The sequence below is a fragment of the Comamonas sp. DB36 genome (assembly GCF_057914905.1).
Map to the genome: position 1 here is coordinate 1,521,956 of NZ_CP196631.1, position 25,661 is coordinate 1,547,616.

The window sequence follows — 25,661 nt, forward strand, 5'->3', positions numbered from 1 at the left end:
CGGGGCGGCAATGCGCGATTCTAGCGCCTGCCCGCAGGCGCGCGCACGAGTGGCGCTGCGGGCCTACGAAACCGCTTCCTCGCGCGCGTCGCGCGGCCGCCGGTCTATGCGTTCCCAGAGGTCCTGGATGCGCACTTCATGCGGCAGAAAGCGTGATTTGTAATCCATTTTGGCGCTGCCTTCTATCCAGTAGCCGAGATAGACGTAGGGCAGGCCCATGGTGCGCGCCTGGTCGATCTGCCACAGCACATTGAACGTGCCGTAGCTCACATGCGGTTCGGGCTCGTAGAAGGTGTAGACCGCTGACAGGCCGTCTTCGAGCACGTCGAGTATGGAGACCATTTTCAGCGCGCCGGGCGCGTCGTCGGTCGCGGGCGCCCGGAATTCGACCAGTCGCGAATTGACGCGGCTTTGCAGCAGGAACTGGGTGTATTGGTCGATGCGGTCTTCGTCCATGCCGCCGCCGCTGTGGCGCTGGCGCTGGTAGCGCAGGTAGAGCTGGTAGTGTTCGTCGCTGAAGCTCAGGCGGCAGATGGAAGCCTGCAGGTCCTGGTGCTGCGCCATGGCGCGGCGCTGGCTGCGATCAGGCTTGAAGGCCTGGGTCAGCACGCGCAGCGGAACGCAGGCGCGGCAGCCGTCGCAGTAAGGGCGGTAGGTGAACATGCCGCTGCGCCTAAAGCCCATCGTGACCAGCTCGGAATAGGTCGCGTTCTGTATCAGATGGCTGGGCGTTGCCACCTGCGAGCGCGCCATCCTCCCGGCAACGTAGCTGCAGGGATAAGCCGCAGTTGCATAGAACTGCAGTGCCTGAAGAGGGAGGTCGTTGAGTTGCGTCATGCGGTGCTCAGCTCGTCCCAGTATACGGCGTCGAAGCGCCAATCCATGCGCGGCTTGTGGCGCTGGCGCTCGACTTCGGCCAGAAAATCCCGCCGCGCCATGGTGCGCGCGCCCAGCGAAGCCAGGTGGGGCGTGGCCTGCTGGCAGTCGATCTGCGCTGCGCCCTGGCGGCGGCACAGCGCGACCAGTGCGGCCAGCGCGATTTTCGAGGCGTCGGTGGCGTGCGCGAACATCGACTCGCCAAACACGGCATGGCCCAGCGCCACGCAGTACAGGCCGCCCACGAGCTGGCCGTCGACCCAGGTCTCCATGCTGTGCGCGTCACCCTGGCGGTGCAGCTCGCAATAGGCCTGAACGATGCTCTCGACGATCCAGGTGCCGTCCTGGCCGTCGCGCGGCGTCTGCGCGCAACTGCGGATCACGGCTTCGAACGCGCTGTCCACGCGGATCTCGCAGCCCGGCGTGGCGCGAAAGCGTTGCAGTGTCTTGCGCAGCGAGCGGTGCAGCCGGAAGGCATCGGTCTGCAGCACCATGCGCGGGTCGGGCGACCACCACAGGATGGGCTGGCCCGCGCTGAACCACGGGAAGATTCCCTGGCTGTAGGCGCTGCGCAGGTGCTGGGCATCGAGCTGACCGCCCGCGGCCAGCAGGCCGGGAATGGGATCGCTTTCGCCCCAGGTCTGTTCAACGCCGGGAAAGGGGTCGTGCGGCGCAAGCCAGGCGAGGGATTTGGACATGGGATCGTTCCGTATGGGACGGTGGCATTTTCGCAGGCCTGCGGCGCGAGGGTCGCCTGAATGGGGTAGGGGCGCATCCTACAGCCGATGGTGTCTTGTGTTGACAGAGGTCGCGCCCGCTTGCCCTTAATTTACGTCTATCGGCAGACGTTGCAAATGCCTGTGTTGCGCGCAAGCCGTGAAGGAGGAGCAGACATGTTGTTCAGCAGAATCTTTGGTGGGAGCTTGTCCGAACCCCGCTATATCCGCCGCACACGCGCCTACCTGCAGGAAGCGCGCATGGCCGTGCTCGAGCACACGATTGCCGCCGAGTACTACCAGTCCTCCGCGGAGATGTATGCCACACGCGCCCAGCGTCTGGAGCAGGAGATCCATGAATGGGAAGAGCAGGCCTTCCAGCGGCACAGCGCGGCCAAGGGCTTGGCGCCGGCGCGCAAGGAGCCGACGACAGCCGTGCCCACGCCTACGGTGGTTCCCACGCCTACGGTGGTGCGCGCGGCCTGACGCGCAGTCGCGCGCGCCGGGCAGGTCAACGTCTGCGCGTGGCGGGCGGCCTGGCTGTGGAGGGAGAGGAAAAGGGGGGGGCGCCTGCCATCGGTCTATTCAGTCTTCACGCCCGAACTCGCAACCACTGACGCCCAATGCGCGGCCTCTTTCTGCACGAAGCTCCTGAAGTTTTCCGGGCCCGCAGGCGTGCCGACCTCCACGAACAGTTGCTCCAGGCCCTTGCGCACCGCGGGATCAGCCAGCGCGGTGTTGAGATGCTGGTTGAGTCTGCGCACCGACTCGGCGGGCGTTCCGGCGGCGGAAAACAGGCCGAACCACCCTTCCTGCACAACGTTTGGATAGTTCAGTTCCTTGAAGGTGGGTACATCGGGAAGAAAGCGGCTGCGCTTGTTGGAGGCAACTGCCAGCGGTTTGAGCATTCCCGACTCCAGATAGGGCGCAACCGCGCCCGCGGTGGCAAACATCATGCTGATGCGCGCGCCCACCAGGTCCTGCAGTGCCGGCGGACTGCCGCGGTAGGGCACATGCAGCAGCGGCGCTGCCGTGGCCTGACCAAACACATGGCCGAGCAGATGCGCCGTTCCGCCTATGCCGGTCGAGCCGTAGCTGATGGGCGCATTGCCATTGGGGGTGAGCAGGGCCTTGAGGGTTGCGGGTCCCTTGGCGGGCACCACCAGCACGCTGGCCGTGCTGCCGATGAAGCCTATGGACTCGAAGTCCGCCACCGGGTCGTAGGGCCGCGGCGTGTGCACGGCCGGAGCAATGGCATTGGTGGCAATGTGGCCCAGCAGCAGCGTGTGGCCATCGGGCCTGGCCTGGGCCACGAACTTGGTGCCGATCACGCCGCCGGCGCCGGCCTTGTTGTCGACTATCACGTCCTGGCCCAGCGTGGCGCTCATGCGGGCGGCAATCAGCCGCGCGACGCCGTCGGTGGCCCCGCCTGCGGGGCCGGCAACCACGATGCTGATGGGGCGCAGCGCCGCGCCCTGCTTGTCGTTGACGGCCGCGCCGGCGCTGGTGGCCAGCGGGCCGCACAGGCCCAGCCCGCCTAGCCCTATGAGGCAGCTGAGCACGCCGCGCACGAGGCGGGAGGCTTGGAGGTCGGGGCGGGGCGTGGGGCGATGGCTCATGGCGGGCTGGATCATTCGATGAAAAGGCATGCGGCGGCTTGACCGGCTGCACGACGGCAGCGGCAATACGCAAGGAAGGGGGGCGCGTTTACTGCGCGCGGTCGCTGACCTGGGTGCGGTACATCAGGCGCCGAGCACTGGGATCGAAGGCATCGCGCCGGTGCAGCGTCACGCGGTTGTCCCAGGCAACCAGGTCGCCGGCCTGCCATTGCTGGCGCCAGGTGAATTCGTCCTGCGTGGCATGGGTCCAGAGGGTGTCCAGCAGGTCCTCGCTATCGGTCAGCGACAGACCGGGAACATAGGCATTGCGGCGGCGGCCCAGGTACAGGCTCCTGCGGCCTGTCACCGGGTGGATGCGCACCAGCGGGTGGCGCGCACCTACGGTATGCCGGGGATCGGTCACGCGGGCAAAGCCCAGGCGTAGCTCGCCCGCGCTGTTGAGGCTGGCGTCATGGATGCACTCCAGCGTGGCAATCGTCTGCTGCAGTTCGGCGCCCAGGCTTTCATAGGCGGCGTAGAGGTTGAGAAACTGGGTGTCGCCGCCGCTGGCCGGAACTTCGTGCGCGTGCAGCAGCGCGGCGCGCGGTGGAGCGGGGTTGTAGGTCATGTCGGCATGCCAGACGGATTCGCCGTCGCCCAGACCGCCTATGGGCTGCTCGTCGATCTTGACATTGGAAATCACGGCGATCTCCTCGGGCAGTTGCTGGGCGCTGGCGTGCATTGCCTTGCTGGCAATGGGGCGCTTGTCGAGCGCGCCGAAGTGGCGCGAAAAGGCAATATGGCCTTGCAGGCTCAGGTGCGACTGGCCGCGAAAGCGCAGCACCAGGTGACGCTCCCAGGCGTCCTTGAGAAAAGCCACGGCCTGGGCATCGAGCGGCGCTGCGAGATCGATGCCGTCAATCTGGGCGCCAATGGTTTTGCCAAGTGCAGTGGCGCGAAGTGCTTGTGTGGCGGCGTGGGTCATGGTGTGCGCGGCGGGGCGGGAAGCGAAATCCCGATGCTAGGCAACACCGTTGCTGTATGGAATGAATAAAAAATCATTTCCATAGTTGGAAAACGCGCTTGGGGCCCCATGCACCCGGGCGTGATCGAAGTCGCGCGGCAAAGAAAAAAGGCTTGCAACGTAAACGCTGCAAGCCTTTTATTTGGCTCCTCAACCTGGGCTCGAACCAGGGACCTACGGATTAACAGTCCGGCGCTCTACCAACTGAGCTATTGAGGAATATCTTCACTGATCGCCCTGTACAATTGCAGGGCTTTAATTTTGGCTCCTCAACCTGGGCTCGAACCAGGGACCTACGGATTAACAGTCCGGCGCTCTACCAACTGAGCTATTGAGGAATATTTTGGTACTGACTTGACGCTATGCCTTGTGCGATTGCAAGGCAAAAAATTCTTGGCTCCTCAACCTGGGCTCGAACCAGGGACCTACGGATTAACAGTCCGGCGCTCTACCAACTGAGCTATTGAGGAAGAAGACTTGAATTATAGGACGAAAAATTCAGTGTTCAGGAAAGATGGGCATTTTTTGCAAATTTTCTTCTGAATGCTGTTTATTTCGCTGCGCCGGGCTCGGGCCGCAACCAGAGCCAGACCAGCACGCACGACATGCTGCCCAGCGAAAACCAGCGCACCCAGACCGGTACGGGTGCCCAGCAGACCACGATGGCGCCCAGGGCCATGGCGGCGCTCGCGCTCCACTTCGCGCGCCGGCTCACGCGCCCGCCCGCGGCCCAGTCGTGCAGCATGGGGCCGAACAGCCGGTGGCGCCACAGCCAGTTGTGCAGCCGCTGCGAGCTGCGCGCTGCGGCCCAGCCGGCGATCAATATGAAGACCGTGGTCGGCAGGCCGGGAATGAACACCCCGGCAATGCCCAGCGCAAGGCTGATGCCGGCGCAGGCCTGCAGCAGCCAGCGCAGCGGCCGCGACGGCAGCATGCGCAGCGGCGGAACGCTGGGCGTGGGAAGAGGGGTGGGCTGCTCAATCTCGGGCATGGCCTATTGTGCCGTGGGGGCGCGGGTGCGCAGACGGCGCGCTATGCTTGTCCGCATTGCCAAGGATTTCTTATGACTGTACGCACTATCTTGAAGATGGGCGACGCGCGCCTGCTGCGCGTGGCCCGGCCCGTCACGGCTTTTGACACCGATGAACTGCATCTGCTGGTCACCGATCTGCTCGACACCATGGCCGCGGCCAACGGTGCGGGCCTGGCCGCGCCGCAGATCGGCGAGGACCTGCAGCTCGTGATCTTCGGCTCGGGCGCGCCCAATCCGCGCTACCCCGACGCGCCGGTGATACCGCGCACGGTACTGATCAACCCGCAGATCACGCCGCTGGGCGAGGAAATCGAGAACGACTGGGAAGGCTGCCTGTCGGTGCCCGGCATGCGCGGCGTCGTGCCGCGCTGGCAGCGCATACGCTATACCGGCTTCGACCAGTACGGCGATCCCATAGACCGCACGGTAGATGGTTTCCACGCGCGCGTGGTGCAGCACGAATGCGACCATGTCTGGGGCAAGCTGTACCCGATGCGCATGACCGATTTCTCGCAGTTCGGCTTCACCGAGGTGCTGTTTCCGGGAATCAGCGCGGCCGAGGATGATTGAGGCAGACCGCCAACTGAAGGCGAGAATTGCGCGCTGAAACGCCCGCTGCCCGTTCTTGCTGAGCAGGGTAGCGAGGCCAAGCCCTGTAGGCGCTCAAAAGAAACAGTGGGCCTCGCCCCCGTTCGTCCTGAGCCTGCCTCGCCGGCCGCGTCGAAGGATGAACGGCCCGCCCTCAAAAAGCGCTTCCAACCCCTAGAACGACAGGGCTTCGATCAGTTCAGTCTCGATCGCGATCTGCCTGGCGTTGTGCTGCAGCTCCGCGCCTTCTATCAGGAAAGTATCTTCGACGCGTTCGCCCAGCGTGCTGACCTTGGCCAGCTGCACGCTCAGGCGGTGGCGCGCGAGCAGGCGGGCAACCACATAGAGCAGGCCCGCGCGGTCTATCGCCGAAATGCTCAGCAGCCAGTGCTGGGCTTTCTCGTCGGGGCTCAGGCTCACGCGCGGCACCATGGGAAAGCTCTTGACGCGGCGCGACACGCGCCGCTGTGAAGGCTCGGGCAGTTCGCCGCCGCGCTCTATGGTCTGCACCAGCTCGGTCTCGACCAGGTTCATGAGTTCGCGGTAGCGCTCCTGCATGGCGGGGGCGACGATCTGGAAGGTGTCGAGCGCATAGCCGTTGCGCGCGGTGTGCACGCGCGCGTCGAGAATGCTGAAACCCGCGCGGTCGAAGTAGCTGCAGATGCGCGCAAACAGATCGGCCTGATCGCGCGCATAGACCAATACCTGCAGGCCTTCGCCGGCCAGCGACTTGCGCGCGCGCACGATGGGGTGGGGCGCGCCCACGTTGCGCGACAGGTGGCGCGTATGCCAGGCGATGTCGGCGGCTTCGTGGCGCATGAAATAGCTCACGTCCAGCGTGTCCCAGAGCTTCTTGTGCGACTCGAACGGCTGGGCCGACAGCGCCAGCTGCACCAGCGCTTCGCGCTTGCGTGATTCGATCTCGGCGGCGGCGTCGGGCGCGCGCCCGCCCAGCACGCGCAGCGTCGCGCGGTAAAGGTCTTCAAGCAGCTTGCCTTTCCAGGCGTTCCAGACCTTGGGGCTGGTGCCGCGGATGTCGGCCACGGTGAGCAGGTACAGCGCGGTGAGCCGGCGCTCGTCACCCACGCGCTGGGCAAACGCGCCTATGACTTCGGGATCGGCCAGGTCCTGCTTTTGCGCGACCTGGCTCATGGTCAGGTGTTCGCGCACCAGGAATTCGACCAGCGCCGCGTCGGCCCGGTCTATGCCGTGGGCGCGGCAAAAGCGCTTGACTTCCACGGCGCCGATCACGGAGTGGTCGCCGCCGCGGCCCTTGCCGATGTCGTGGAACAGCGCCGCGAGGTACAGCAGCCAGGGCTTGTCCCAGCCGCCCGCGAGCTGCGAGCACATCGGATACTCGTGCGCATGCTCGGCCATGAAGAAGCGGCGCATGTTGCGCAGCACCATCAGGATATGCTGGTCCACGGTATATACATGGAACAGGTCGTGCTGCATCTGGCCCACGATGCGCCGGAACGGCCAGAGGTAGCGCCCCAGCACCGAGGTCTGGTTCATGAGCCGCATCGCATGCGTGAGGCCGCTGGGCTGCTGCAGGATCTTGAGAAAGGTGGCGCGGTTGACCGGGTCGTGGCGAAAGCCGCTGTCCATCAGCCCGCGCGCATGGTAGAGCGCGCGCAGCGTGCGCGCCGACAGATCGGTCAGGCCGACATTGGTCTCGTAGACCAGGAAGGTCTCGAGAATCGCATGCGGATGACGCTCGTAGAGATCGTCGCTGGCGATCTCTATCATCCCCGCCTTGTTGAAGAAGCGTTCGTTGATCGGCACGAGCTCGTGCGCGCAGGGGTTGAAGCGCTCCTCGATGTTCAGCCGCAGGATATGGCTGAGCTGCGAGACCGCCTTGGCCGCCCAGTAGTACTCGCGCATCAGCGCTTCGCTGGCGCGCAGCGCCAGGCGCTGGCCGTCGGGCGCCGTGGATTCGAAGCCGAAGCTTTCGGCGACCGCAGTCTGCAGATCGAACACCAGCCGGTCTTCATGCCGGCCCGAGATCGCATGCAGGCGCGCACGTATCAGGCTCAGCAGGGCTTCGTTGGCCTCGAGCTGCTGGGCTTCGAGTTCGGTCGCCAGCCCGTTGATCGCGAGTTCGCGCCAGCTGTTGCCCAGGCCCGCGGCGCGCGCCAGCCACATGATGTATTGCAGGTCGCGCAGGCCGCCCGGCGACTCCTTGCAGTTGGGTTCGAGCGCGTAGGGCGTGTTTTCGTATTTGTTGTGGCGCTGGCGCATTTCCAGCGTCTTGGCGACCATGAAGGCGCGCGGGTCCATCTGCGCGCGATACTGGCGGCCGAAATCGTCGAACAGCGCCGTGCTGCCGCAGATGCAGCGCGCTTCGAGCAGCGCGGTCTGCACGGTCACGTCGCGCTCGGATTCCTCCAGGCATTCGGCCGTGGTGCGCACGCTCGAACCTATTTCCAGCCCCGCGTCCCAGCAGCTGCCTATGAACTGCTCGAGTCGGGCCGCGAGCGCGCTGCCCGCGCTGGCGTCGGCGTTCAGCGGCAGCAGCACCAGCACATCGACATCCGAGCCGGGAAACAGCTGGGCACGGCCATAGCCGCCCACGGCCAGCAGCGCAGCCTCGGCCGGCAATTCGGCCTGGTCCCAGAGCCGGCACAGCAGGCGGTCGGCCAGTGCACTCAATTGGTGCAGTGACGCCCGGATGTTGCGCTTGTTCGTTGCAGGCGTGAGCAGGGCGGCCACGAGGGCGGCCTTGTCGCGGCGGTAGGTGTCACGCAGGGCGTGCAGAGGATTCATGGTCAATAGGGTAAAGGAAAAGACCCGCAGCCTTACTTGCAAGAATCATGCGCGTTCCCGGTGCGCGCTGCGGGATCAGCAGCTGGTCGTGGTGACGAACTCAGGCAGTGGGGGCGAGCCCGCCGACAGCGTCATGACTTCGTAGCCCGTGGGGGTCACGACCAGCGTGTGTTCCCACTGTGCGGACAGGCTGTGGTCCTTGGTGACTATGGTCCAGCCGTCGCGGCCCAGTTCCTTGATGTCGCGCTTGCCCAGGTTGAGCATGGGCTCTATCGTGAAGATCATGCCGGCTTCGAGCACCGTGCCCTGGCCGGGCTTGCCGTAGTGCAGGATCTGCGGCTCCTCATGGAACTTCTTGCCTATGCCGTGGCCGCAGAATTCGCGCACCACCGACAGCCCATGGCCTTCGGCAAAGCGCTGGATCGCGTGGCCGATGTCGCCCAGCGTATTGCCGGGCTTGACCTGCTGAATGCCCAGCCACATCGATTCGAACGTGAGTTGCGACAGGCGCTTGGCCGCGATCGAGCATTCGCCGATCATGTACATGCGCGAGTTGTCGCCGTACCAGCCGTCGGCGGTGATCACGGTGACGTCGACGTTGACAATGTCGCCTTTCTTCAGCGGCTTGTCGTTGGGAATGCCGTGGCACACCACATGGTTGACGGATGTGCAAAGATGGCCGGGATAGGGCGGATAGCCCGGGGGCTGGTAGCCTATGGTGGCCGACACGGTGCCCTGCTGGGCCATGCATTCGGCGCCCAGGCGGTCGATTTCGGCGGTGGTGATTCCGGGCTTGATGTGGGGGGCAATATAGTCCAGCACTTCGGAAGCCAGTCGGCAGGCGACGCGCATGCCTGCTATGTCTTCGGCGGTTTTGATGGTGATGCTCATCGCGCAATTATCCCATTGCACCTCCGGGCCTGCTGGTATCAGGGCTGCGCGAAGGCGCGCACATCGGTAAAATGCCGGCCATCCCCCACGGCGCGCCTTCTTCGGGCGCGCTGTCCCACGCCTCCTATTCCCGACAGGCTGCCACGTGACTTTGCATCTGACCCAGCTGGAGGGCGGCAACGCCCTGAGCTCTTTCCGCGCCCGACAACTGCTCTCCTCCCTGGAAGCCATCCACCCCAAGATCAGCGGTGTGGCCGCGCGCTTCGTGCACCTGGTGGCCACCGAGACCGCACCCGATGCCGACGCACACCGCCGCCTCGCGGCGCTGCTGACCTACGGCGAGCCCTATGCGGGCAGCAGCGAAGGCCTGGCCATCGTCGTCACGCCGCGCCTGGGCACGATTTCGCCCTGGGCTTCGAAAGCCACCGACATCGCGCGCAACTGCGGCCTGGCGATACAGCGCGTCGAGCGCGTGACCGAATACCGCATCCAGCTCAAGACCGGCCTGCTGGGCGGCACGCCCGAACTCACGCCCGAGCAACTGGGCCAGATCGCGGCACTGCTGCACGACCGCATGACCGAGTCGGTGATGACTTCGCGCAACGAAGCCGCGAAGCTGTTCACCGAACTGCAGGCCCAGCCCATGGCGTTTGTCGATGTGCTGGGCGGCGGCGCGGCCGCGCTGCTGGCCGCCGACAAGGCCTGGGGCCTGGCGCTGGCCGAAGATGAAATCAGCTATCTGGTCAACGCCTTCCAGGGCCTCAAGCGCAATCCCACCGATGTGGAATTGATGATGTTCGCCCAGGCGAACTCCGAGCACTGCCGCCACAAGATCTTCAACGCCAGCTTCACCATCGACGGCGTGGCGCAGGAGAAGTCGCTGTTCGGCATGATCCGCAACACCCACCAGGTGTCGCCCCAGCACACTGTCGTGGCTTATTCCGACAACGCATCGATCATGGAAGGCCATGAAGTCGAGCGCTTTGTCGCCCGCCTCGATGCGGGTGCGGGCAGCGCGCCGAGCTATGTCAAGCAGGCCGCGACCCACCATGTGCTGATGAAGGTCGAGACGCACAACCACCCCACGGCGATCTCGCCTTTCCCCGGCGCCTCCACGGGCAACGGCGGCGAGATCCGCGACGAAGGCGCGACCGGCCGCGGCTCCAAGCCCAAGGCCGGCCTCAGCGGTTTCACGGTCTCCAAGCTCTGGGGCAGCACCATAGGCAAGCCCGAGCACATCGCCAGCCCGCTGCAGATCATGACCGAAGGCCCGCTGGGCGGCGCGGCGTTCAACAACGAGTTCGGCCGTCCCAACCTGGCCGGCTACTTCCGCGAATATGAGCAGGAAGTCGGCGGCGTGGTGCGCGGCTACCACAAGCCCATCATGATTGCCGGCGGCCTGGGTGTGATCGACAAGGACCAGACCAAGAAGATCGAATTTCCTGCCGGCTCGCTGCTGATCCAGCTCGGCGGCCCCGGCATGCGCATCGGTATGGGCGGCAGCGCGGCCAGCTCCATGGCCACGGGCACCAACGCCGCCGAACTCGACTTCGACTCGGTGCAGCGCGGCAACCCCGAGATCGAGCGCCGGGCGCAGGAAGTCATCAACCACTGCTGGCAGCAGGGCGACGCCAACCCGATTCTCGCCATCCACGACGTGGGCGCGGGCGGTCTGTCGAACGCCTTCCCCGAACTGACCAATGACGCCGGCCGCGGCGCGCGCTTCGATCTGCGCGCCGTGAACCTCGAGGAGTCGGGCCTGGCGCCCAAGGAAATCTGGTCGAACGAAAGCCAGGAACGCTATGTGCTGGCGATCGCTCCCGAGTCGCTGGCGCAGTTCACCGAATTCTGCGAGCGCGAGCGCTGCCCGTTTGCGGTGATCGGCACGGCCACCGAAGAGCGCCAGCTGGTGCTCGAGGACACGGCCGTCGTCGCTGGTGACCAGAAATTCCCGGTCGACATGCCGATGAACGTGCTGCTGGGCAAGCCGCCCAAGATGCACAAGGACGTGAGCACGCTGGAGCGCGAACTGCCGGCCATGGACCTGACCGGCGTGGCGCTCGAGTCCGCGGTGATCGACGTGCTGGCCCACCCCACGGTGGCGTCCAAGCGCTTCCTGATCACCATCGGCGACCGCGCGGTCGGCGGCCTGACCCACCGCGACCAGATGGTCGGCCCATGGCAGGTGCCCGTGGCCGACGTGGCCGTGACGCTGGCCGACTACCGCGGCTTCGCCGGCGAAGCCATGGCGATGGGCGAGCGCACGCCGCTGGCCTCGATCAACGCCCCGGCCTCGGGCCGCATGGCCGTGGCCGAAGCCATCACCAATCTGCTGGCCGCGCCCATCGAGCTGCCGCGCGTGAAGATGTCGGCCAACTGGATGGCCGCCTGCGGCGAGCCCGGTGAAGACGCAGCGCTGTATGCGACCGTCAAGGCCGTGGGCATGGAACTGTGTCCGGCGCTCGATATCTCCATTCCCGTGGGCAAGGACTCGCTGTCGATGCGCACGCAGTGGCAGGATAACGGCGTGACGAAGAAAGTCACTTCGCCCGTGAGCCTGATCATCACCGCCTTTGCATCGATTGCCGATGTGCGCGGCACGCTCACGCCCCAGCTCGACGCGCAGGAAGAAGACAGCACGCTGGTGCTGATCGACCTGGGTCGCGGCAAGATGCGCATGGGCGGCTCCATCCTGGGTCAGGTGCTCAATCAGAGCGGCAACGAGACGCCTGATCTTGACGACGCCAAGGACCTGGTGCAACTGGTCAGCGCCGTCAACGCGCTGCGCGCCCAGGGCCAGATCCTGGCCTACCACGACAAGGGCGACGGCGGTCTGCTGGCCACGGCGGCCGAAATGGCCTTTGCCGGCCATGTGGGCGTGGCGCTCAACGTCGACATGCTGGTCACCGAAGGCGACGGCATCTCCGACAGCCGCATGGACAGCGGCGACAGCAAGAACTGGGCGCAGCAGGTCAGCGGCCGGCGCGAGGAACTGACGCTGAAGGCGCTGTTCAACGAAGAGATCGGCGTGGTCCTGCAGGTCAGGACTTCCGAGCGCAATGCCGTGATGCAGACGCTGCGCGAGCATGGCCTGTCGCAGTGCAGCCATTTCGTCGGCAAGACCCGTCCGCTGTCGAGCACCATCGATGCCGGCAAGGGCCAGCTGCAGGTCTGGCGCGATGCCAAGGCGGTGTTCAGCGCCTCGCTCAGCGACCTGCACCAGGTCTGGGACGCGGTGAGCTGGAAGATCGCGCAGCAGCGCGACAACCCGGTCTGCGCCGACGCCGAGCACGCCGCTGCCGGCGAAGCCACCGATCCGGGCATGCACCTGGAGCTGACGTTCGACGCGCAAGAGAATGTCGCCGCGCCATACCTGAACCTTGCCAAGCCACGCGTTGCCGTGCTGCGCGAGCAGGGCGTGAACTCGCATGTCGAGATGGCCTATGCGTTCACCGAAGCCGGCTTCGAAGCCGTCGACGTGCACATGACCGATCTGCAGACCGGCCGCGCCAAGCTGCAGGACTTCGCCGGCGTCGTCGCCTGCGGCGGCTTCAGCTATGGCGACACGTTGGGCGCGGGCATTGGCTGGGCGCGTTCGATCACCTTCAACGAGCGCCTGTCGCAGGAGTTCCAGCAGTTCTTCGGCCGCAGCGATACCTTCGGTCTGGGTGTATGCAACGGCTGCCAGATGTTTGCCGAGCTTGCCGAGATCATTCCCGGTGCCCAGGACTGGCCGCGCTTCACGCAGAACCAGAGCAACCGTTTCGAAGCGCGTCTGTCCATGGTCGAAGTGCTCGAATCCCCCAGCCTGTTCCTGCAGGGCATGGCCGGCAGCCGCCTGCCGATTGCCGTCGCGCATGGCGAAGGCTTTGCGAACTTCAGCGAGCGCGGCAATGCGGCCCAGGCGCTGGCCGCGATGCGCTTCGTGGACAACCACGGCCAGCCCACCGAGCAGTACCCGTTCAACCCGAACGGCAGCGCGGGCGGCCTCACGGCAGTGACCACGGCCGACGGCCGCTTCACGGCCATGATGCCCCACCCCGAGCGCGTGTTCCGCAATGTGCAGATGAGCTGGACCACGGGCGACAAGAGCGCGTTCAGCCCCTGGATGCGCGTGTGGCGCAACGCGCGCAAGTGGGTCGGTTGATCTGACGCACACCTCGGGCCGCTGAGGCGGCCTGGCGGGCGGGTCCCGGCGCCTTGCGGCGCCTGGGCCCGCCTTTTTTTTAGAGCAGGTTCTCCACCAGGCTCTTGTTGCGCGGCGTGCTGCGTTCTTCCTCGGCACGGAAGTTGACCATCTTCTTCATGGTCTGCAGCAACTGCTGTTCGGTCTGCCGCGTGGCCTCGCTCAGCTTGCCCTTGACGGTCTCGACCTTGGTCGAAGTGCGCGTGCTGTCGTCCACGGTGAAGACGTCGTAGTTGCCCGAGGCCGTGTCCAGCATCACGCCGCCGCGCGACTGCATGTATTGGCCCTGCAGTGTTTCCTCCTGCGTCTGCTCGGCCCTCAGGTCCTCGGCGCCCGCGGTCTGCTTGACTTCGGTCTGCTGGCTCAGCCGGTAGTCGACATGGCCCTTCTCGATGACTCCGCCATAGCGTCCGGTGCGCTCGAAATCGCCGCTGAAGCTGGCCTCGAAATCGGCCAGGCCGCTGAGCAGGGGCTGGATGCGGGACGCCGCTTCCTGGCGCTCCGGGGTGACCGCGGCCGACGCGCTGCCCGCGGTGGAGATGGAGTGCAGCTGGGTGAACGCATCCTTGAACATTCCCACGAGCTGGCTGTCTGCATGGCTGCGCTGGGCCGCGGCATCGAACTGGCGCAAAAGACCGTCGATCGCGGACTGGCGCTGGCGGGAATCGACCGCGCCCAACGGACTCTGGGCGTCGACCGCGAGCGCGGTCTCGCCGAGCAGGCCCTTGAAATCCAGCGTCTTGCGCTCCGGACCCAGGTGCAGATTGAACGTGGACAGCGGCTGCGACGCCTGGGGATTCTTGACCGAAAGATCGACGCTTTTGAGCACGCTGCTGTCGAAATCGAGCAGGTTGGCAAGATCCATTTGGGGCTTGTCTGCCTGGCCCAGACCTTCGAGCGCCTTGTCGAAGCCCTGCGCCAGTTTGGCCAAAGCCGTTTTCTCGCTGCTGCTCAGCGCTCCCGACGACTTGATCTCCACTTGCAAGCCATTTTTGCCCGGAGCGTTGTCGACGGCGATGATGAATTCCACCGTCTGGCCCGAGCGCGTCTGCACCTTGAAGCTGGCCTTGGCGGCCTTGCCGCTGAAACCGTCGAGCGCGGCGGCGTCCAGGGATTGCGTGGTCACGCCCGGTGTATCCGCGGCCTGGTAGTTCACCAGCGCTTGCCGGTAGTTCGCGCCCGTGGTCGCAAACTGGTTGATCAGCGCGCTGCCCAGACCGCGCCAGCGGCCCGCGAGGCCTTCCGTGCTGCTGCGCGCGCTGTTGGTCGCCATCAGCGAGCTCACCGCATCCCGGGTCTGGCTGGCCCATGCCTGGCGCGGCGTATAGGGCGCAGGCTTGGTGTAGATAACGTCGACGGCGGTCATGGTGTCCAGGCTCAGCACGGTGGACGGCGTGGACGCCACGCTCTCGGCGGCGTCGGCAGCGGAAACCTTGGCCGCGGCCGCCGTCGACGTGCTGCGCATGGCCTGGCTGGTCAGGACGCTGGAAAGGGTGGGGGAAATAGTGCTCACGGTCCGTCATCTCCTTTGTTCGGGCCATCGAAGTCGCGCCGGCCCTGGGTCTTTATCGGCATATCCGCCGCATTCTGAAGCGCGGATCTGCCCCTGGATTGTCGGCGCTGCGGCGGCCGTGGCGCGGCGTTGCGGCAAAGGATTGCACCGATTTGAGAATCATTCTCATCGGAGTCTATAATTCGCGCACTCCCGCTTGCCAGGCGCAGCTGGGCTGCGTTGTTTTGCTGGCTTGGATTGGACCGTGCTGACCCGTTATTACCGCGAACTGCTGAATTTCTGCCTGCGCAAGGTGCGCGACCGGGATGTCGCGGCCGATCTCGCGCAGGAAAGCTATGCACGCGTGCTTTCCATGCAGCAGTCGGGCCAGGTGATTCTCGAGCCCGGGGCCTTGCTGCGCCAGGTCGCGCTGCGCGCCAAGATCGATCTGGACCGGCGCGCTGCCCTGCGCCAGCATGACGATATCGATGGGCTGGACGATGCCGACCAGCCGGTCAGTCCCGCGTATCTGCAGCCCGAGCAGGCCTATGCGTCGTCGCAGGCGGTCGATGCCTACCTCGAGACCATAGAAGCGCTGCCGCCGCGCTGCCGCGAAGCGTTCTGCATGTATCTGTTCGACGAGCTGTCCAACCAGCAGATCGCGCAGCGCATGGGCGTGTCGCTGAGCATGGTCAACCAGTACATCAGCCGCGGCAAGATCGCCTGCGCCGCGCGCAGAAAGGCGCTGGACCATGGCCAGTGACGACAAGCCAGGTTCCCGTCGCGGCGCAGGGTGCAGTTTTGCGCCTGTTCGCGCGTCTATATTCATAAGATGAGCCGTTTCCCCCTGCCTTCTTCTTCCAGCGCCCCGTTTGACGAGGCGCAGGAAGCGCGCGCGCTCGCGGAGTTTCTCGGCCCGCAGGACCCGGTCGATGTCGCGGCCGCCGATTGGCATACGCGCGCCGAACAGGGCCTGGACGCGGCCGCGCAGGACGCGCTGGCGCAGTGGCTGGCGGCCGATCCCGCGCATGCCGCGGCCTGGCGCGGCCTGGACCAGGACCTGGCCGCGCTGCGCGCGCTGCCCTCCGCGCGCGTGGCGCGCTTGCGTGCAGGCGCGGCCGCACCGGCCGCCGCGCCGCCGCAGATGCGGCTGGCGCGCAGATGGCCCGCATGGCGCATCGCGCTGCCACGTCCGGCCTTGCTGGCCGCCTGCTGCGCGGCGCTGCTGGCCTTGGGCGCGGGCTGGCACCAATGGCAGCAGCCGACCTTCACCGGCCAGTACGCGGCCGAGCGCGCGCAGCGCAAGACCATCACGCTGCCCGACGGCACGCAGCTGGCGATGGACGCCGATACCCAGGCCCAGGTCGCGCTGTACCGCGACAGGCGCGAAGTGCGTCTGGTCCAGGGGCAGATCCTGTTCGCTGTCTCGGCCGACAGCCGCAAGCCGTTCCATGTGCTGGCCGGGCCGGCGCGCGTGAGCGTGGTCGGCACGCGCTTTTCGGTGCGCTACCGCAGCGAGGGCATGGATGCGGGCCTGGTCAAGGTCGCGGTCGAGCAGGGGCATGTGCGCGTAGCGGGCCTGCCGATCGCCGGCAATGGATTCACCGCGGCCGCCGTGGATCTGGTTGCGGGCCAGGCGCTGAGCGTGGCCGCCGACGGCAAGGTCGGCGCCGTGGCGACCGTCGCGCCCAGCGGCATTGCGCTGTGGCGCAAAGGCCTGGTGCGCTTCGAGAACACGCCGCTGGCCGATGCGCTGCGCGAACTCGAGCGCTATGGGCCCACGGGCCTGGTGATACGCCATCCCGCGGTCGCGGCCCTGCCCATAGGCGGCAGCTACCCCGTGGACCAGCCGGCCGAATTCGCGCGCATGGTCACGCAGATCCTGCCCGTGAAGCTGGTCGCGGGTGCGGGTGGAATCACCGAAATCACCAGCGCGCCCTGAGCGCTGGCGGATTTTTCAGGAAATCGCTGCGCCTGGGGTGCAGTTCCTGCGCGCTGGTGCGTCTTTAAGAGTAGTGCGTCTCATTTTCATTCACTACCCGCTACCTGGAAGACCTGTCCATGCGCTCAACGCAGCTCCCCCGTTTCCGTCCCGCACCTCTTGCCCTGGCCGTCGCGCTGGCCTTGTCCACGCCGCTGATGGCCTGGGCCCAGACCACGGCGCAGGGCCAGAATTCCCAGCCTTCGGCGAGTGCGCAGCCGCTGGACGCCGCGCTCAATGAGCTGTCCGCGGCCACGGGCACGCCGATAGGCTTTGCGCCGGCATTGGTCGCGGGCAAGACCGCGCGCGCGTTCAGCGCGGGCGCCACGCCGCGCCAGGCGCTGGACCAGCTGCTCGCGGGCAGCGGCCTGGTGGCCGTGCCCGAAGGCCGGGGCTTTGTCATCAAGGCCGCGCCCGCGGCCGGCGAAGCTGCGGCGCTGGGCACCGTGACCGTGACCGCCCAGGCCCATAGCGACGGCGCGACCGAAAACACCGGCAGCTACACCCAGACCGGCCCCAGCCGCACGGCCACCGGCCTGAGCCTCTCGCTGCGCGAGACGCCGCAGTCGGTCAGCGTGATGACGCGCCAGCGCATGGACGACTTCAAGCTCGAGACGCTGGCCGATGTGATGGAGCAGACGCCGGGCATCAGCGTCTACCGCCAGGGCAATGCCACCGATTTCCAGGCGCGCGGCACCGGCGTCAATCTGCAGGTGGATGGCATGGCCCAGGTCAGCAGCGGCTGGTACTACCTGACCAGCACGCTGTTTTCGCTGGACGACATGGCGGAGATCGACCGCATCGAAGTGCTCAAGGGCTCATCGGGCCTGGTCGTGGGCAAGGGCAACTACGGCGCCACGGTGAACATGGTGCGCAAGCGTCCGACGCGCGAGTTCCAGGCCAGCGTGCGCGCCAGCGCGGGCAGCTGGGATAGCTACCGCGCCCAGGCCGATATCAGCGGCGCGCTCAACGAGGCAGGCACGCTGCGCGGCCGGCTGGTGGCCTCGGCCATGGACGCCGGCGGCTTTCGCGACCATGAGAAAAGCAACAGCCAGATGCTGTTTGGCGCGCTCGAGGCCGACCTGTCGCCCGACACGCTGCTCAACCTGGGCTTCACCTACCGCCGGCGCGAAGCCGGCGGCATAGGCACGACCCAGCCGATACAGCGCTATTCGACCAAGGGCGCCGAAGTGCCGTGGATGGCGCGTTCGTTCAACACCGGCGCGCCCTGGGGCGGCTACGCGCAGGACCAGCTCAATCTCTTTGGCAGCGTGGAGCAGCGCCTGGCCAACGACTGGACGGCGACGTTCAAGTTCTCGCACCAGCGCGCGGCCATGGACGACATGAAGGCCGGCTACTTCTACGACCAGCAGCGCGCGAGCTTCGGCCGCTGGCGCGACATGACCAACAACAACTGGACGGCCAACCTCGATGTCAAAGGCCCGTTCAGCCTTTTCGGCCGCACGCACGAGCTGCTTGCGGGGGCGGGCATTTCGCGCTTTCGCAGCCATGCGCTGCTGCCGCTCAACGCATTGTCGCTGGCGCCGCTGGCCGACCTGGGGGTGAGCTTTGCGCAGGGCGGGGCGGCGCTGGCCGAGCCCGATTACAGCAATCTGCGCTACGGCGACAACCGCTTCAACCAGAAGCAGCGCTATGCCTATGCGGCCGGGCGCTTCCAGGTCTCCGATCCGCTGCAGCTGATTGCGGGGCTGCGCGTGAGCCAGTACCACGAACTCGTCACCACGCCTTACTGGTGGAACTCCGACATGAAGGAAAACGGCGTGGTCACGCCCTATGCGGGCCTGGTCTACGAAGTGCATCCCAACGTGTCGCTCTATGGCAGCTACGCCAATATCTTCCAGCCGCAAAGCAGCCTGAACGAATTCGGCGGCACGCTGCCGCCCGAAAAGGGCAACACCTTCGAGATCGGCGCCAAGGCCGAGTTCTTCGACCGGCGCCTGAACGCCAGCATTGCCCATTTCTGGATGAAGACCGAGAACACCGCCGAGGAAAGCGGCGGCCTCACGCCAGCCGGCGATCCCGCCTACCGCGCGGTTTCTGCGGCCACGCGCCGCGGCTGGGAGCTCGAGATGTCGGGCGAGCTCGCGCCCGGCTGGCAGGCGCAGGGCAGCGTGGTGCAGCAAAACAGCTCGCTCACCGGCGCCACGGCCTATCCCAAGTACCAGTTGAAGCTGGGCACGACCTACCGCTTCGGCGGCGGCGCGCTCGCCGGGCTGACCGTGGGCGCGGCCACGCGCTGGCAGGACCGGACTTCCGTCAGCAACAATGCGGCCACGCTGGCGCAGCAAGGCTATGCGCTGCTGGATCTGATGGCGCGCTACCAGGTCGACCGGCAGCTGTCGTTCAGCGTCAATGTGAACAACGCGCTGGACAAGAAATATCTGGCCGGCATGACCAACTTCAGCGCCGCCGGCCTGTTCTACACCTGGGGTGCGCCGCGCAGCGTCAACGTCGGCATGCGCTACGACTTCTGAGGGGGAGCGCAGGCTTCAGGCCTGCAGCAGCTCGCGGCGCGCGCGCACGAAAGCGGCCTGGGCGCTGGCGCGCAGCGGGTGGCCGCGGGGCAGCACGCGCTGCTGGCCCGCAACCCAGACCGCATGCACGGCCGAAGTCCGGTGGCTGGCAAACACATGGCCGGCCAGCGCACTGTCGGCAGGCAGCGCGCACAGCGCCACATGGCGTGCGTCGAGAATGATGAAGTCGGCCTGCTGGCCGGCGCCCAGGCCGGCAATCGCGCGGCCCGAAGCCTGGGCACCGCCAGCGACGGCCTGCAGCACCATGGCGGTCGCGGTCTGCGACTGCTGCGCATGCGCGAGCACATTGCGTTCGCGCCGCTGCAGGCGCTGGCCGTACTCGAGCAGCATCAGCTCCTCGGCCACGTTGACGCAGACCTGGCTGTCGGAGCCCAGCCCCCAGCGCCCGCCGTGCTGCAGCCACTGCGGCAGATCGAAGATGCCGTCGCCCAGATTGGCCTCGGTGCTGGGACACAGTCCGGCCACGGCGCCGCTGCGCGCGGCGGCTGCGCATTCCGCGGGCGTCATGTGCGTGGCATGCACCAGGCACCAGCGCGCATCGACGGGCGCATGGTCCACAAGCCATTGCACCGGCGTCTGCCCGCTCCAGGCAAGGCAGTCCTGCACTTCCTGCTGCTGCTCGGCAATATGGATATGCACCGGCGCGCGCGGCAGCAGCGCGTGCAGTCCCGCGACGCCGGCCAGCAGGCTGGCCGGCGGCACGGCGCGCAGCGAATGCGGCGCCAGGCCCAGCGCCGCGCCCTGGGCCCGGGCAACGGGCGCGAGCCGCTGCAGCAGGTTCAGCAGCTGCTCGGTGCCGCAGACAAAGCGCGCCTGCTCGGGCCGCGGCGGCACGCCGAAGCCGCCGCTCTGGTAGAGCACGGGCAGCAGCGTGATGCCTATGCCCACGCGGCGCGCGGCGCGCAGCAGCGCCAGGCTCAGCGTGGCATCGTCGGCATAGGGCTTGCCGTCCGCGGCGTGGTGCAGATAGTGGAACTCGCAGACCGAGGTATAGCCGGCTTCCAGCATCTCGAGGTACAGCCAGACCGCGATGGCTTCCAGCGACTCGGGCGTGATGCGCCGGGCGAATTCATACATCCGGCGGCGCCAGCTCCAGAAGCTGTCGGCTTCGCCGGCGCGCACTTCGGTCAGGCCCGCAAATGCGCGCTGGAAGGCATGCGAGTGCAGATTGGGCATGCCCGGCAGCATGGGGCCGGCGGCGCGCGCCACGCCCGCGGGCGCCGGCAGGTCGGCCTGCACCTGGGTGATGTGGCCGCTGGCGTCCCACTGCAGCAGCACGTTGCGCGCCCAGCCCTGGGGCAGCAGCGCGTCCTCGGCCCAGAGCGCGCGCACCGGGGCCAGCAGATGGGCCCAGGCGGTGTTCATGCGGCAATGCGCCCCTGGCGAACGATGCGGCAGGGCGGGCGCTGGCCCAGCCAGTAGGCCAGCTCCGCGGCTGCGTCCAGTTGCCACAGCACGAAGTTGGCGGGCCGGCCGGAGGCAATCAGCCCCAGCGAATCCTGCAGGCCCAGCGCGCGCGCCGCATGGCATGTGATGCCGGCCAGCGCTTCGGCCACGGTCAGGTGAAACAGGGTGCAGGCCATGTTGGCCATCAGCAGCAGGCTCAGGCAGGGCGAGCTGCCGGGATTGTGGTCGGTGGCCACGGCCAGGGGCACGCCGGCGGCGCGCAGTGCGTCTATCGGCGGGCGCTGAATGTCGCGCAGCGTGTAGAACGCGCCGGGCAGCAGCACGCCCACCGTGCCCGCGGCCCGCATGGCGGCAATGCCCCGGTCCGACAGATGCTCCAGGTGGTCGCATGAAAGCGCGCCGTGGCGCGCGGCCAGCGCCGCGCCTTCCATGTTCGACAACTGCTCGGCGTGCAGCTTGACGCGCAGACCCAGACGCTGCGCCGCGTGAAACACCTGCTGTGTTTCGGCCAGCGAGAACGCGATGCGCTCGCAGAACACATCGACGGCGTCGACCAGGCCTTCGGCCGCGAGCTTGGGCAGCATGTGGTCGCAGACCTGGTCGATATAGGCCTGGCTGCGGCCCGCGAACTCGGGCGGCAGCGCGTGCGCGCCCAGAAAGGTGCTTTGCACGGTCACGCCGCACAGCCGGCCCAGCCGGCGCGCCACGCGCAGCTGCTTGCGCTCATGCGCCAGCGCCAGCCCGTAGCCGGACTTGATCTCGATCGCGCACACGCCTTCGGCGAGCAATTGCCGCAGCCGCGGCAGCGCCTGGGCCAGCAGCTCGTCTTCGCTCGCGGCGCGCGTGGCGCGCACGCTCGCCAGAATGCCTCCGCCGGCGCGCGCGATCTGCTCGTAGCTGGCGCCCGCGAGCCGCGCGGCGAATTCATCGGCGCGCTGGCCGCCATAGACCAGATGCGTATGGCAATCGATCAGGCCCGGCGTGGCCAGCCGCCGCTGGCCGTCATGGCGCGGCAGATGCGCATGGCAGGCGGGCAGGGCGGCTTCGGGGCCGACCCAGACCACCTGCCCATGGTCGACGACGATGCACGCGGCTTGGTCGGCGGCCACGCGTACATCGGCCCGGCAGAGATCGGGCGCGAGCCGCAGCGGCTGCCAGCGGCCGTCGGCGCAGGGCAGCGATTCCAGTGGCGCGGTCGTTTGCATGGCTTCAGCGCAGCATCGGCAGGTTGAGGTCGTGGCGCCTGGCGGCGGCCAGCGCCTGGGCATAGCCCGCATCGGCGTGGCGCATCACGCCGCTGGCCGGGTCGTTCCACAGCACGCGCGCCAGGCGCGCGGCCGCGGCGTCGCTGCCGTCGGCAACGATCACCATGCCCGCATGCTGGGAGTAGCCCATGCCCACGCCGCCGCCCTGGTGCAGGCTGACCCAGGTCGCGCCGCTGGCGGTGTTGAGCAGGGCGTTGAGCAGCGGCCAGTCGGCGACCGCATCCGAGCCGTCGCGCATGGCCTCGGTTTCGCGGTTGGGGCTGGCGACCGAGCCGCAATCGAGGTGGTCGCGGCCGATCACGATGGGCGCCTGGAGATCGCCGCTGCGCACCATGGCGTTGAAGGCCAGCGCCGCCTGGTGGCGCTCGCCCAGGCCCAGCCAGCAGATGCGCGCGGGCAGTCCCTGGAAGGCAATGCGTTCTCGCGCCATGTCGAGCCAGCGGTGGATGTGCCGGTCTTCTGGAAACAGCTGCTTGATCCTGGCGTCGGTGCGGTAGATGTCCTCGGGATCGCCCGACAGCGCGACCCAGCGGAACGGCCCCTTGCCCTCGCAGAACAGCGGCCGGATGTAGGCGGGAACGAAGCCCGGGAAGTCAAAGGCGTTGACCACGCCCGCATCGCGCGCGACCTGGCGGATGTTGTTGCCATAGTCGACGGTGGGAATGCCCATCGCGTGGAAGTCGAGCATGGCGCGCACCTGCAGCGCGCAGCTGTAGGCGGCCGCGTCCTTGAGGCGCGCGTGCTCGGCGCCATCGCGCGCCGCGGCCTGCCACTGCGCCACGCTCCAGCCGCGCGGCAGGTAGCCGTGGATCAGGTCGTGCGCCGAAGTCTGGTCGGTGACGATGTCGGGGCGCATTCCGCCGGCGCGCGCGCGGCGCACCAGTTCGGGAAAGACTTCGGCTGCATTGCCCAGCAGTGCCACCGAGATCGGCTGGCGCTTTGCCGTGTGCTCGGCGATCAGCGCCAGCGCCGCGTCGAGATCGCGCGCCTGCTGGTCGACATAGCGCGTGCGCAGCCGGAAATCGATGCGGCTTTGCTGGCATTCGACGGCCAGCACGCAGGCCCCGGCCAGCACGCCCGCCAGCGGCTGGGCGCCGCCCATGCCGCCCAGGCCGGCGGTGAGAATCCAGCGCCCCGAAAGATCGTTGGCATAGTGCTGACGCCCGGCCTCGACAAAGGTCTCGAACGTGCCCTGCACTATGCCCTGGGCGCCGATGTAGATCCAGCTGCCGGCCGTCATCTGGCCGAACATGAACAGGCCCTTGCGGTCGAGTTCGTGGAAATGCTCCCAGTTCGCCCAGCGCGGCACCAGATTGGAATTGGCCAGCAGCACGCGCGGCGCGTTCTCGTGCGTGGTGAACACGCCCACGGGCTTGCCAGACTGCACCAGCAGCGTCTGGTCGGTCTCCAGCGCCTGCAGCGCCGCGAGTATCCGGTCGTAGCACTCCCAGTTGCGTGCCGCCCGCCCTATGCCGCCGTAGACCACGAGGTCCTCGGGGCGCTCGGCGACTTCGGCGTCGAGGTTGTTCTGCAGCATGCGGTATGCGGCTTCTATGAGCCAGTTGCGGCAGCTGAGCTGGCGCCCGCGCGGCGCGCGGATGCTGCGCGTGGCGTCGTGGCGCAGGGTGATGTCGTTGTGCATGGGGTGACTCCTTTCAGCGCCCGTGGTGCGGTGAAGCCGCGTGGCTGGGCAGGCACTGCAGCAGCGCGCCCGGCCAGTCGGATTGATGCGCCCACAGCCGCATGGCTTCGATGTCGGGCGCCAGGCAGCGGTCCTGCGCGAGGAAGGCCACGCGTTCGCGCACCGCGCCGAACTGGGCTTCGAGCAGCGGCGAGCTGCGCAGGCTGCGATCGAACTCCAGGCCCTGGGCCGCGGCCGCGGCTTCTATTCCCACGATCACCGCGGTGTTGTCGACCATGGCCGCGAGCCGGCGCGCGGCAAACGTCGCCATGGAAACATGGTCTTCCTGGTTGGCCGAGGTGGGCAGGCTGTCGACGCTGGCCGGGTGGGCCAGCGACTTGTTCTCCGAAGCCAGCGCCGCAGCCGTGACCTGGGCCAGCATGAAGCCGGAGTTCAGGCCGCTGTCGGGCACCAGAAACGCCGGCAGGCCCGACAGATGGGTGTCCATCAGCAGGGCAATGCGGCGTTCCGACATGGCGCCGATCTCGGCCACGGCCAGCGCCATGCCGTCGGCGGCGAAGGCCACGGGTTCGGCATGGAAGTTTCCGCCCGACAGTACGTCGCCGTCGGTGAACACCAGCGGGTTGTCGGTTGCCCCATTGGCTTCGATCTCGAGCACGCGCGCCGCATGCCGCAGCTGGTCCAGGCAGGCGCCCATGACCTGGGGCATGCAGCGTATCGAGTAGGGGTCCTGCACGCGCGCGCAATGCGGGTGCGAGGCGGCGATGGCGCTGCCAGAAAGCAGCGCGCGCAGCGCCGCGGCGACCGCGATCTGGCCGGGCTGGCCGCGCGCCGCATGGATGCGCGCGTCGAACGGCGTGACCGAACCCTTGATGGCTTCGAGCGACAGCGCGCCCGCCACCACCGCCGCGGCCAACACGTTTTCCGCGCCGAACAGCGCCGCCAGCGCCAGCGATGTCGATACCTGGGTGCCGTTGAGCAGGGCCAGGCCTTCCTTGGGGCCCAGCACGAACGGCGAGCGGCCTATGACCTGCAGCGCCTCGCGGCCGGGCAGCACGCGGCCCTGGTGCCTGGCCTGGCCTTCGCCCATGAGCACGCAGGCCAGATGGGCCAGCGGCGCCAGATCGCCCGAAGCACCCACCGAGCCTTTGGCGGGAATCAGCGGCAGCACCTGGGCATTGGCCAGGTCCAGCAGCGCCTCGGCGATGCGCGGGTCCACGCCCGAGTGGCCACGCGCCAGGCCCACGGCCTTGGTGACCAGCACCAGGCGCACCACGGCGTCGTCCAGCGCCTGGCCCGTGCCCGCGCTGTGCGACAGCACCAGGTTGCGCTGCAGCGCGGCCAGATGCTCGTGCGCAATGCGCGTGCTGGCCAGCTTGCCGAAGCCGGTGTTGATGCCGTAGACCATCCGGTCTTCGCCGACGATGCGCTGCACCGTGGCCTGGGCGGCCTGCATCGCGGCGCGCGCCGCAGGGTCCAGCCGCAGGCGCAGGCCGCCCGTATGCACGGCGCCCGCATGCACGGCGCCCGTATGCACGGCGCCCGCATGCACGCGCCGCAGCGTTGCCAGGTCGACCTGGCCGGGGCGCAGCAACCGTTCGCAAGAGGCTGCCGAAGCAGAGGGCGTCATCGCGATGCTCC

Annotated in this window: 18 protein-coding genes and 3 tRNA genes; 6 read left to right on the top strand and 15 right to left on the bottom strand. The window is 67.5% G+C overall.

Annotation, left to right across the window (positions count from 1 at the left end; all coding sequences use genetic code 11):
- Window positions 1-63 precede the first annotated feature (63 nt).
- Both ACSVDO_RS07270 and aat read right to left on the bottom strand, forming a co-directional pair.
- The gene (locus ACSVDO_RS07270; protein ID WP_332536015.1) at window positions 64-837 is read right to left on the bottom strand and encodes an arginyltransferase; all 774 of its coding nucleotides are present in this window, start codon (window positions 835-837) and stop codon (window positions 64-66) included.
- On the bottom strand, window positions 834-1,574 hold the full coding sequence (gene aat, locus ACSVDO_RS07275; RefSeq protein WP_489595608.1) for a leucyl/phenylalanyl-tRNA--protein transferase: 741 nt from the start codon (window positions 1,572-1,574) through the stop codon (window positions 834-836). The genes ACSVDO_RS07270 and aat overlap by 4 nt, the downstream gene beginning before the upstream one ends.
- A 195-nt stretch (window positions 1,575-1,769) precedes the next feature.
- Between aat and ACSVDO_RS07280 the strand changes: the two genes are divergently transcribed.
- Entirely contained in the window at window positions 1,770-2,078 is a 309-nt protein-coding gene (locus ACSVDO_RS07280; RefSeq protein WP_332536013.1) for a hypothetical protein, read from the top strand.
- 95 nt (window positions 2,079-2,173) lie between these two features.
- On the opposite strand, the gene ACSVDO_RS07285 is transcribed toward ACSVDO_RS07280, so the two are convergent.
- The 6 genes from ACSVDO_RS07285 to ACSVDO_RS07310 all read right to left on the bottom strand — a co-directional run bounded on the left by ACSVDO_RS07285 (window position 2,174) and on the right by ACSVDO_RS07310 (window position 5,205).
- The gene (locus ACSVDO_RS07285) at window positions 2,174-3,211 is read right to left on the bottom strand and encodes a Bug family tripartite tricarboxylate transporter substrate binding protein (RefSeq protein WP_489595609.1); all 1,038 of its coding nucleotides are present in this window, start codon (window positions 3,209-3,211) and stop codon (window positions 2,174-2,176) included.
- A gap of 88 nt (window positions 3,212-3,299) precedes the next feature.
- Window positions 3,300-4,175, bottom strand: coding sequence for a TauD/TfdA dioxygenase family protein (locus ACSVDO_RS07290; RefSeq protein ID WP_489595611.1), 876 nt, complete (start codon window positions 4,173-4,175; stop codon window positions 3,300-3,302).
- A 182-nt stretch (window positions 4,176-4,357) separates the two neighbouring features.
- Window positions 4,358-4,433 (bottom strand) — tRNA-Asn (locus ACSVDO_RS07295).
- Between the two features lie 43 nt (window positions 4,434-4,476).
- Window positions 4,477-4,552 (bottom strand) — tRNA-Asn (locus tag ACSVDO_RS07300).
- Between the two features lie 56 nt (window positions 4,553-4,608).
- Window positions 4,609-4,684, bottom strand: a tRNA-Asn gene (locus ACSVDO_RS07305).
- 80 nt (window positions 4,685-4,764) lie between these two features.
- Entirely contained in the window at window positions 4,765-5,205 is a 441-nt protein-coding gene (locus ACSVDO_RS07310) for a YbaN family protein (RefSeq protein ID WP_489595613.1), read from the bottom strand.
- Between the two features lie 72 nt (window positions 5,206-5,277).
- Between ACSVDO_RS07310 and def the strand changes: the two genes are divergently transcribed.
- Window positions 5,278-5,817 (top strand): peptide deformylase, encoded by a 540-nt coding sequence (def, locus tag ACSVDO_RS07315; protein WP_332537983.1) that lies wholly within the window; start codon window positions 5,278-5,280, stop codon window positions 5,815-5,817.
- A gap of 192 nt (window positions 5,818-6,009) precedes the next feature.
- Here the strand turns inward: def and ACSVDO_RS07320 are convergent, their stop codons facing one another.
- Window positions 6,010-8,601: a [protein-PII] uridylyltransferase gene (locus ACSVDO_RS07320; protein WP_332537982.1), complete on the bottom strand. Its 2,592-nt coding sequence runs from the start codon at window positions 8,599-8,601 to the stop codon at window positions 6,010-6,012.
- 75 nt (window positions 8,602-8,676) lie between these two features.
- Entirely contained in the window at window positions 8,677-9,492 is an 816-nt protein-coding gene (map, locus tag ACSVDO_RS07325) for a type I methionyl aminopeptidase (protein WP_489595614.1), read from the bottom strand.
- A 145-nt stretch (window positions 9,493-9,637) separates the two neighbouring features.
- Here map and purL point away from each other — a divergent pair, with 145 nt between their 5' ends.
- Window positions 9,638-13,639 carry a phosphoribosylformylglycinamidine synthase gene (gene purL, locus ACSVDO_RS07330; RefSeq protein WP_489595615.1) on the top strand — a complete coding sequence of 1,334 codons (4,002 nt, stop codon included), beginning with the start codon at window positions 9,638-9,640 and terminating at the stop codon, window positions 13,637-13,639.
- 79 nt (window positions 13,640-13,718) lie between these two features.
- Here purL and ACSVDO_RS07335 read toward each other — a convergent pair whose 3' ends face one another.
- Window positions 13,719-15,191 carry a hypothetical protein gene (locus tag ACSVDO_RS07335; RefSeq protein WP_489595616.1) on the bottom strand — a complete coding sequence of 491 codons (1,473 nt, stop codon included), beginning with the start codon at window positions 15,189-15,191 and terminating at the stop codon, window positions 13,719-13,721.
- 244 nt (window positions 15,192-15,435) lie between these two features.
- On the opposite strand from ACSVDO_RS07335, the gene ACSVDO_RS07340 reads away from it, so the two are divergent.
- From ACSVDO_RS07340 to ACSVDO_RS07350, 3 genes are all read left to right on the top strand, one after another.
- Window positions 15,436-15,933 carry an RNA polymerase sigma factor gene (locus tag ACSVDO_RS07340; protein ID WP_489595617.1) on the top strand — a complete coding sequence of 166 codons (498 nt, stop codon included), beginning with the start codon at window positions 15,436-15,438 and terminating at the stop codon, window positions 15,931-15,933.
- 69 nt (window positions 15,934-16,002) lie between these two features.
- Window positions 16,003-17,112, top strand: a complete 1,110-nt coding sequence (locus tag ACSVDO_RS07345; protein ID WP_489595618.1) for a FecR family protein — start codon at window positions 16,003-16,005, stop codon at window positions 17,110-17,112.
- A gap of 119 nt (window positions 17,113-17,231) precedes the next feature.
- On the top strand, window positions 17,232-19,646 hold the full coding sequence (locus tag ACSVDO_RS07350) for a TonB-dependent siderophore receptor (RefSeq protein ID WP_489595620.1): 2,415 nt from the start codon (window positions 17,232-17,234) through the stop codon (window positions 19,644-19,646).
- 15 nt (window positions 19,647-19,661) lie between these two features.
- Here ACSVDO_RS07350 and ACSVDO_RS07355 read toward each other — a convergent pair whose 3' ends face one another.
- From ACSVDO_RS07355 to hutH, 4 genes are read right to left on the bottom strand one after another with little or no spacing between them, the layout of a single operon-like run.
- The gene (locus ACSVDO_RS07355) at window positions 19,662-21,071 is read right to left on the bottom strand and encodes a formimidoylglutamate deiminase (RefSeq protein ID WP_489595621.1); all 1,410 of its coding nucleotides are present in this window, start codon (window positions 21,069-21,071) and stop codon (window positions 19,662-19,664) included.
- Complete coding sequence (gene hutI / locus ACSVDO_RS07360) at window positions 21,068-22,318, bottom strand: imidazolonepropionase (RefSeq protein WP_489595622.1); 1,251 nt, start codon at window positions 22,316-22,318, stop codon at window positions 21,068-21,070. Before hutI ends, ACSVDO_RS07355 begins: the two co-directional genes overlap by 4 nt.
- Window positions 22,319-22,322: 4 nt before the next feature.
- Window positions 22,323-24,020 carry a urocanate hydratase gene (gene hutU, locus ACSVDO_RS07365; RefSeq protein ID WP_489595624.1) on the bottom strand — a complete coding sequence of 566 codons (1,698 nt, stop codon included), beginning with the start codon at window positions 24,018-24,020 and terminating at the stop codon, window positions 22,323-22,325.
- 13 nt (window positions 24,021-24,033) lie between these two features.
- Window positions 24,034-25,650 carry a histidine ammonia-lyase gene (gene hutH, locus ACSVDO_RS07370; protein ID WP_489595625.1) on the bottom strand — a complete coding sequence of 539 codons (1,617 nt, stop codon included), beginning with the start codon at window positions 25,648-25,650 and terminating at the stop codon, window positions 24,034-24,036.
- Window positions 25,651-25,661: the final 11 nt, after the last annotated feature.

Bases quoted from the DNA above. Each gene is read 5' to 3' on its own strand.
- ACSVDO_RS07345 (WP_489595618.1), top strand. From the start codon at position 16,003: ATGAGCCGTTTCCCCCTGCCTTCTTCTTCCAGCGCCCCGTTTGACGAG.
- aat (WP_489595608.1), bottom strand. From the start codon at position 1,574: ATGTCCAAATCCCTCGCCTGGCTTGCGCCGCACGACCCCTTTCCCGGC.
- ACSVDO_RS07350 (WP_489595620.1), top strand. From the start codon at position 17,232: ATGCGCTCAACGCAGCTCCCCCGTTTCCGTCCCGCACCTCTTGCCCTG.
- map (WP_489595614.1), bottom strand. From the start codon at position 9,492: ATGAGCATCACCATCAAAACCGCCGAAGACATAGCAGGCATGCGCGTC.
- def (WP_332537983.1), top strand. From the start codon at position 5,278: ATGACTGTACGCACTATCTTGAAGATGGGCGACGCGCGCCTGCTGCGC.
- ACSVDO_RS07320 (WP_332537982.1), bottom strand. From the start codon at position 8,601: ATGAATCCTCTGCACGCCCTGCGTGACACCTACCGCCGCGACAAGGCC.
- ACSVDO_RS07285 (WP_489595609.1), bottom strand. From the start codon at position 3,211: ATGAGCCATCGCCCCACGCCCCGCCCCGACCTCCAAGCCTCCCGCCTC.
- ACSVDO_RS07310 (WP_489595613.1), bottom strand. From the start codon at position 5,205: ATGCCCGAGATTGAGCAGCCCACCCCTCTTCCCACGCCCAGCGTTCCG.
- ACSVDO_RS07280 (WP_332536013.1), top strand. From the start codon at position 1,770: ATGTTGTTCAGCAGAATCTTTGGTGGGAGCTTGTCCGAACCCCGCTAT.
- ACSVDO_RS07355 (WP_489595621.1), bottom strand. From the start codon at position 21,071: ATGAACACCGCCTGGGCCCATCTGCTGGCCCCGGTGCGCGCGCTCTGG.
- hutI (WP_489595622.1), bottom strand. From the start codon at position 22,318: ATGCAAACGACCGCGCCACTGGAATCGCTGCCCTGCGCCGACGGCCGC.
- ACSVDO_RS07290 (WP_489595611.1), bottom strand. From the start codon at position 4,175: ATGACCCACGCCGCCACACAAGCACTTCGCGCCACTGCACTTGGCAAA.
- hutH (WP_489595625.1), bottom strand. From the start codon at position 25,650: ATGACGCCCTCTGCTTCGGCAGCCTCTTGCGAACGGTTGCTGCGCCCC.
- hutU (WP_489595624.1), bottom strand. From the start codon at position 24,020: ATGCACAACGACATCACCCTGCGCCACGACGCCACGCGCAGCATCCGC.
- ACSVDO_RS07270 (WP_332536015.1), bottom strand. From the start codon at position 837: ATGACGCAACTCAACGACCTCCCTCTTCAGGCACTGCAGTTCTATGCA.